The 7,692-nt window shown below is 65.1% G+C and carries 6 protein-coding genes; 4 read left to right on the plus strand and 2 right to left on the minus strand.

What is annotated here, in order from left to right:
- Window positions 1-20 precede the first annotated feature (20 nt).
- Complete coding sequence (gene treS, locus ABW22_RS15210) at window positions 21-3,305, minus strand: maltose alpha-D-glucosyltransferase (protein WP_059758752.1); 3,285 nt, start codon at window positions 3,303-3,305, stop codon at window positions 21-23.
- Window positions 3,306-3,618: 313 nt separating this feature from the next.
- On the opposite strand from treS, the gene ABW22_RS15215 reads away from it, so the two are divergent.
- From ABW22_RS15215 to ABW22_RS15230, 4 genes are all read left to right on the plus strand, one after another.
- Window positions 3,619-4,374, plus strand: a complete 756-nt coding sequence (locus tag ABW22_RS15215) for a PRC-barrel domain-containing protein (RefSeq protein ID WP_237763377.1) — start codon at window positions 3,619-3,621, stop codon at window positions 4,372-4,374.
- Window positions 4,375-4,811: 437 nt separating this feature from the next.
- Entirely contained in the window at window positions 4,812-5,381 is a 570-nt protein-coding gene (locus tag ABW22_RS15220) for a hypothetical protein (protein ID WP_059758758.1), read from the plus strand.
- Window positions 5,354-5,842 carry a hypothetical protein gene (locus tag ABW22_RS15225; protein ID WP_059758762.1) on the plus strand — a complete coding sequence of 163 codons (489 nt, stop codon included), beginning with the start codon at window positions 5,354-5,356 and terminating at the stop codon, window positions 5,840-5,842. The genes ABW22_RS15220 and ABW22_RS15225 overlap by 28 nt, the downstream gene beginning before the upstream one ends.
- A gap of 101 nt (window positions 5,843-5,943) precedes the next feature.
- Window positions 5,944-6,144, plus strand: a complete 201-nt coding sequence (locus tag ABW22_RS15230; protein ID WP_059758774.1) for a dodecin family protein — start codon at window positions 5,944-5,946, stop codon at window positions 6,142-6,144.
- A gap of 270 nt (window positions 6,145-6,414) precedes the next feature.
- Here ABW22_RS15230 and ABW22_RS15235 read toward each other — a convergent pair whose 3' ends face one another.
- A complete protein-coding gene (locus tag ABW22_RS15235) occupies window positions 6,415-7,374 on the minus strand; it encodes an arsenic resistance protein (RefSeq protein WP_059758765.1) in 960 nt (319 codons plus the stop codon).
- Window positions 7,375-7,692 lie beyond the last annotated feature (318 nt).

The following is a 7,692-nucleotide window of genomic DNA, read 5'->3' on the forward strand; positions in this document are numbered from 1 at the left end:
TGGCCAAATCCATCCTCCCTTCAGCGCCGCGTCACCTGGATCAGGCGCCGCATGGCAGCGCCGACGCCGGTCGAATGCCGCGCAAGTGCGTCGTTCACCTGCAAGATTGTTTTCTCGGCGAGGAACAGGGTCATCAGCGCCTCGGCTTCCGCGGGATTGGCCGGGAACGACGGATGCCCGGTCATCGCCTTGCGGTAGCGCTGGAAGAATGCCCGACGTGCCGCCCGCTCCCAGTCGTCGACATGGTGCTGCAGCGCCGCGCCCACCTCCGGCGAATCGCTGGCCACTTCGCCCAGCGCGGCGGCCCCGGCCTCGCTCAGGGAGAGCAGCATGCCCGCCACATCCTGCAGCGGCGTGTGCTTGCGGCGACGCTCGGCCCAACTGCGTCCCGGTTCCCCGCCGTAGTTGGCGATCAGGAAATCGTTGCTCACCAGCCAGACCTGGCCGAGGTGATAGTTGCCGTGACAGCGCGTCTTCATCGCATCCACCCGCACCCCAGCCGCCCGCAGAATGCGTCGATAAAGCCGTGGGCGCGCCGCGCGCAGACTGTGGGCGAGGGTCTGTGCCGCGTCGGGCAGCTGCGGCAAGGCCTGCTCCAACAGGTCGAACATCGCTTCCATCTCGTGCCGCACCGTGTTGACCCAGTCGACGATATCGGCCGCGCTGACGGGTTCGCTGCCAAAGGCGCCCGCTTCGTCGGGCAAGGCCAGCGCCTGGTGGAATTGCGCCGTGCGCAAACCCAGCGTCTTCATCAGCGCCAGATAGGCGGTGTGGCGGCCATTCGGCGGCGGCTCGGAACTGGCGCGGCACGCATCCAGATAGCGCGCCAGATAATCCAGCGTGTAGTGCCAGGCGTCGCCCTGGTTTTCCGCATAGCGCTCGAGGATCGCCAGTGTCGAACGCTGCCCCTGCGCGGCTGCAAATTCCACCGTGCCGGCCAGTTGCGGCACGTGGGGAAACTTTGCGGTCAGGAAGCGCGATATTTCCAGCTCCGGATGCGTCCCCTCCAGCAGCCAGCGGTAGCTCTTCAGCACCAGCCGGTCATCCAGATTCACCCGCAGACGTCCGTGCTCGGAAACCTCGTGAGTGATGAGCGCGGAGCCGACCGGACAGGCAAATCCAGGATAGGCGTCGGTCGCGTTGAACACCATCGAGCCATCGCCAAAGTCGAGCGTCTCGCCCCGCTCCATCGCTGCCACCACGGCGCAGCAGAAGCGGTCGTCCCAGAAGGCGTCGAACAGCACGCCGACCCGCGCACGCCGCCGCACCTTGGCCAGGGTGGCGTGCAGCAGCGTGCCGACACGGCCTTCGTCCTCGTCCTCCCAGGCCAGCGCCAGCGGAATGGCGTAGCGATGGACCTCGGCGTTAGCCAGCGTGACCGCGACCGTGGCCAGCAGCCAGCTGCCGGTGTCGCTGGCCCATTCGCGCATCACGTCGAACGCGTATTTCTCAACCGCCGCGTCGCGATCCGCGAACCAGCTCTGCGCCTGGAAGTAGCGCGGCATGATCTGCCGCTCGAGCTGCTCCCGTGCGCGCCGTGCCATCAACGGGTTCACGCCCTCGCCGTCTTCCGCGCGCGCGAACAAGGTGCGCCAGCCACTGTCCACCAGCACCAGCACCGGCAGATCCGGCGGCACCGGGCGCTCCTCGTGCCAGGCCGGCGCCTCCACATCGGTCGCCAGGCGGAAGGAATAGAAGCCATGCCCGCTGAGGGTGAGCAGATAGGGCAGATCGCCGATCGGCGGGAAGCGGCTGCGGCCCATCAACTCCACCGGCACCCGCTGCCTGAATGCGGACAGGTCCAGTTCCACCGCCTGCGGCGCGCGCGACAGATTGGCCACGCACAGGATCGCCTCGCCCTCGTACTCGCGCAGATAGGCCAGGATTTTGCGGTTGCCCGGCCGCAGGAAGCGCAGCGTGCCGCGGCCAAAGGCGCTGTTCGCACGGCGCATGGCGATCAGCCGCCGCGTCCAGTTGAGCAGCGAGGATGGATTGCGCTGCTGTGCCGCCACGTTCGCCGCGCCGAAGCCGTAGACGGGATCGTCGATCAGCGGCAGGAAAAGGCGCGCCGGATCGGCGGTGGAAAATCCGCCGTTGGCGCCGCCGTTCCACTGCATGGGGGTGCGCACGCCATTGCGGTCGCCGAGCAGGATATTGTCGCCCATGCCGATCTCGTCGCCGTAATAGAGAATCGGCGAGCCCGGCATCGTCATCAGCAGCAGATTCATCAGTTCGGTGCGATGGCGGTCGTTGTCCAGCAACGGCGCCAGCCGGCGGCGGATGCCGAGGTTAAGGCGTGCCTGCGCGTCGCTGGCATAGGTCTGGTAGAGATAGTCGCGCTCGCGGTCGGTCACCATCTCCAGCGTCAGCTCGTCGTGGTTGCGCAGGAACACCGCCCACTGGCAGCTGTCCGGAATGTCCGGCGTCTGCTCCATGATCTCGACGATCGGGTGGCGGTCCTCCTGCGCGATCGCCATGTACATGCGCGGCATCAGCGGGAAGTGATAGGCCATGTGGCACTCGTCGCCATCGCCAAAATACTCGCGCACGTCCTCCGGCCACTGGTTCGCCTCCGCCAGGAACATGCGGTTGCTGTAGTGCTGGTCGAGTTCGGCGCGCATCTGCCTGATCACAGCATGCGTCTCCGCCAGATTCTCATTGTTGGTGCCCTCGCGCTCGCACAGATAGGGCACCGCATCCAGCCGCATGCCGTCAACGCCGGCATCGAACCAGAAGCGCATGGCTTTCATCAGCGCCTTGAACACATGCGGATTGGCGAAGTTGAGGTCGGGCTGGTGCGAGAAGAATCGATGCCAATAATACGCCTGTGCCGCCTCGTCCCAGGTCCAGTTGGATTTTTCCGTGTCGCTGAAAATGATGCGCGTGCCGTCGTACTTCGCATCGCTGTCGCTCCACACGTAGTAATCGCGCTTGGCCGATCCCGGCGGTGCCAGGCGCGCCGCCTGAAACCAGGGGTGCTGGTCCGAGGTGTGGTTGATCACCAGCTCGGTGATCACGCGTAGGTCGCGGCGGTGGGCTTCGTCGATGAAGCTGCGGAAATCCGCCATCTCGCCGAAGCCGGGGTGGACGTTGTGATAGTCGGAAATGTCGTAGCCGTCGTCGCGCCCCGGCGACGGATAGAACGGCAGCAGCCAGAGCGTGTTCACCCCCAGCTCCTGCAGATAATCGAGCTTGGCGATCAGGCCGGGGAAATCGCCCACGCCGTCGCCGTTGCCGTCGAAAAAGGCCTTGACGTGCAACTCATAGATGATCGCGTCCTTGTACCAAAGCGGGTCTTCTTCCATAGGCTCCTGCATTCCGCGTTGAAGTGCCCGGCATCCAGGCTGACTGTCGGGCGGGTAGTTGACTATGCTTAAGAATAGATGCTAATGCCCGTCGTGCTTGAGCGTTCGGGCGACAACCGGAGGTCCGGCGGCGTAGTTGGGGGGCAGGCAACAGTCGACGGGGCACGGCTTTCGTCGCGGCACGGGTGATCTGCCTGTACGGCGCCACCCACCCTCTTCGTGATCTGAAGCGAGCACTGTCTATATTGAGACTGCTCGTCCAGTCGGATTCTCACTTCGTTCTTCAAGTCAGAAAGGCTCCTGAAACATCATGATGCAACTCCGTAGACTGCACGACCTGAAGAACTATGCACTGCTCGCCCGCGACGGCGAAATCGGCAGAATCGAGCAGATTTATTTCGACGACGAGCAGTGGGTCGTGCGCTATTTTGTCGTTCACACAGGCGGCTGGCTACTCGGTCGCGACGTGCTGATCGCACCGCGTTCGGTGGCCGGCGTGGACGAGAGGAACAAATGCATCGCGGTCGACCTCAGCCGCGAGCAGGTGGAAAATGCCCCCCCGATCGACAGCGAGCGGCCGGTTTCACGCCACGATGAGACCGAGTACCACCGCCATTATGGCTGGCCGCCCTATTGGGAAATCAGCGCATTTGGCATGACGATTCCTCCGGTCGCGCCGCCGACAGAACCGGTCAGCGAGCCCGAAGATCCGCACCTGCGCGACGGCAGCGAGGTGATGGGTTATCACCTGCAGGCACGGGATGGCGAACTCGGCCATGTGCATGACCTTGTGCTCGACGATCAGGACTGGGCCGTCCGTTATTTTGTTGTGGACACCCGCAACTGGTGGCCGGGCAAGAAGGTGCTCGTCGCGCCCACCTGGGTCGACCGGGTGAGCTGGGCGGATCGTGCGATTTTCGTGGACCTTGGACGCGACCTCATCCGCACGGCCCCGGCCTACGACCCCGACCAGATCATCGGCCACGACGACGAGGTGCGGCTGTATGCCCACTACGGGAAATCGGTGCAGGCCATGGGTGATTCAGGGCAAGAAAAGGACGATCGGTAGCGGGCAACGCGCGGTCTTAGCTGAATGAACCTAAAAACCGCAGTTGACCGCGCATCACCCTGAGGAATGCAGCATGGATATTGGTTTTTCTGCCTTCGGCCACGCCCCCCTACAGGGTGAGTCCGCTACGCACCCGCTGGCACGCCTGGTCGTGCGCCTGCCTTGGTCGCCCCACCCGCAAGGGGTAGGCCGTGGTTGTCCCCGCAAGGGGGAGGCCGCGGTTGTAAAGCCGGCGAGCCGGCAACAACCGCGCACTAAAGCCGCTAAAGCGGCAACAACCACGCACGTCGTTGCTGGCCCCGGCCTGCCGCCTCCTCGCTTCGCGGCATCCACCCGCCCAGACGCACCATCGAGCGCGTCCAACTGCGGTTTCTAGGTTGAATGGTCTGCCTCTTCCCGAGCGGGATCGACGACGTGGCGAGCGGGTGGAGCACGTCATGAGGGAAGACCGCATCGTGGCGGGACAACGGGCGCTGGCCAGCGTTACCGTGGCAGGCGACCTGATCATTGCCGGCGGCGAAGTCATCGTTGCCGATCCGGTGAACGGCGACCTGCTTGCTGCGGGCGGGGAGGTGCGGATCGACGCCGTGGTCGGCCAGGATGTCTACAGCGTCGGCGGGCGCGTGGCGCTGAACGCCACTGTTAAACGCAATGCGCGCCTCGCGGAGGGCAAGATGGAGATCGGCAGCAAGGCAAGCATTGCCGGCAATGCCACGCTGGCGGGCGGCGACGTGATGGTGCTGGGCGATGTGCAAGGCCAGCTTGCCGTGGCAGGCGGCCGCACCTACCTCAACGGCCGCGTGGAGGGAGACGTGGATGCCTCGGGCGGCGAAATTGAGCTCGGACCGGTGGCCCGGATCGGCGGCAACCTGCATTACCGCAGTCCGGCAGCCTTGAAGCGCGACCCGGTGGCCGAGGTGAGCGGCGCTATTGTGCGCGAGCCCGACGTAGGCCATGGCGCGAGCAGGCAAGCGCGGGAATGCGCATCGTGGGCGCACTGCTGCTGATCTGGAGCCTCGGTCTGATGGTCGTCGGGGCAGTGTTCGTGGCTGCGCTGCCCGGGTTTACCGCGCGCCGGGCGGACACGGCGCGTGCCCGGCCGGGCATGAGTCTGCTGCTCGGATTCGTCGCCCTGGTCGTCGTCCCGGCAGGCGTCATTCTCCTGATGGCCAGCGTCATCGGCATTCCACTCGGGCTGCTCTTGCTGACCGGCTATCTGGCAACCCTGATGCTCGGCTATGTGTCTGCAGGCGTGGTGCTCGGGCAGATGGGCTTGCGGCGCATCCATCCGGGCCAGGCCGACAAGACCGTCTGGCGCGCTGCCGCGGCAAGCCTTGCAATCCTGGCCCTTACCCTGCTGTCCATCATTCCCGTAGTGGGCTGGCTGGTCTGGCTCGCGGAGTGGCTGACCGGGATGGGCGTGTTGCTGCTGCAACTCGGTTCAACGGCCAAAGCCGCCATGAGATAAACCGGGCTGCTCACCCGGCATGCAGGATGCGCTCAACTATATTGATTAAGGGGCTGCTGCAACACGCGGCAGCGACGATCGGTATCCAAGAGGAGCGCATCATGTCAATTGCCAAAATAATCGAAATCAGTGCTGAATCAACCGACAGTTTTGAGGATGCCATCCGCCAGGGCATCGAGGCCGCGGCCAAGACCGTGCGCAACATCCAGGGGGCGTGGGTGAAGGAGCAATCCGTCGTCGTCCATGCCGGAAATATTTCGAAATACCGGGTAGACCTCAAGCTCACCTTCGTTCTTGATTAGCGTCTACACGCCTGGCATGGCCATCGCCGGCCGCCCGCGGGAAAGGGGGTAGCCCTTCCTTGCTCCGCCCGGAGTGCTTGCGATCCTCGCCCGCCTACACCCATACGTTCTTGAACTGCCAGGAATCGGCCTCATCGACGTCCTCGGCGAACAGGGCACCGCGCCCTTTGAGCGACGTCCAGCTGCGCACGCGGGTGGACGCGCCGGGGCGATCGAGGTAGCGGCCATTCTAACGGGCCGGGCATTCAGCGCCGTCCGAAAACGCCGTGATCAAGGCGCCCGCCTGAACAGCCGGCGCGGCACCCACCAGAGATAGAACACCATGCCGAACAGTTCGACCAGGGACTGCGCCACGATTACCACGGCGGCGACTTCCCAGCCGATGGGCAGGGTCAGGGCGAAGGGCAGCACGACGAAGGAGTTGCGCGTGCCGAGGCTGAACGCGAGCGTGCGCCCTTGGTCGGTCGGCAGGCGCATCAGCCAGGCCAGTCCCTTGGCGATCAGCGCCGCGAGCAACAGGAAGACGATGAACAGGGGCACGATGACCGGCATCAGGCCCAGCGCGCCGCGCACCGCGCCGACCTGCGCGCCGGCGATCAGGAACACCACCAGCGCCAGCAGCGGCACCGGCCACCACGCCAGCCGCTCGCGCAGCGCCGCCCGTTCCGCCCGCGCCTCGATCCAGCGTTCGGACACGGCGGCCAGGGCCAGTGGCAGCAGCACGACCACGAGTGCGGTCCAGACCTCGGCGGGGGTCAGGGCCGCGGACAGTTCCGCTCCCGCCATCAGCCACAGATAGACCGGCAACAGCAGAAGCTGCAACAGCAGATTGATCGGGGTCAGGGTAATGGCGCGCGACACGTTGCCGCCGCCGAGTTGGCTGAAGGTGATGAACCAGTCGGTGCACGGCACCAGCAGCACCAGCAGCACGCCCAGCCGCAATGCCGGATCGGGCGGCAGCCATTGCACCAGGCCCCATACCAGCGCCGGCAGCAGGATGAAATTGCCCGCCAGTGCCGCCGTCACGAAGCGATAGTCGCGGAAGGCCTCGCGCAGATGCAGCAGGGGCACCTGCACGAAGGTCGCGTACAGCAGCAGCATCAGGGTCGGCCACAACATGCGCTCGAAGAATGGGCCGAGGCCGGGCCCGGCGTTGCCGGCGAGCAGGCCCGCAATGATGGCGGACAGGTAAACCCAGACCTGGCGGCGTTCAAGTGTCAGGCGGTCCATGTGCAGGTTGTTGAGCGATTCATGATCGTGCGTGTGAGCGAAATTGGGCGCGGTCGGCGCCCGCGAAAAATGTGCAGACTGCCATCGCGCATTATGGCCAGGAATGTGCCGCGTTTCAGAACAGGAAGCGGACCACACAGGACCTATGATCCTAAAAACCGCAGTTGACCGCTTTTTGTCCCCATGAGGCCAGCATGAACACACGCGTTCTCGTCTTCGATACGACTCACCGCTTGGGTGTGTACGCTACGCACCCGCTGATACGTCCGTGCGCGCGCCTGCCTTTGTCGCGCCTCGTTGCAGGCCCCGGCCTGCCCG

The sequence above is a fragment of the Thiobacillus denitrificans genome (assembly GCF_001530125.1).
GTDB classification, from domain to species: Bacteria; Pseudomonadota; Gammaproteobacteria; order Burkholderiales; family Thiobacillaceae; genus Thiobacillus; species Thiobacillus denitrificans_C.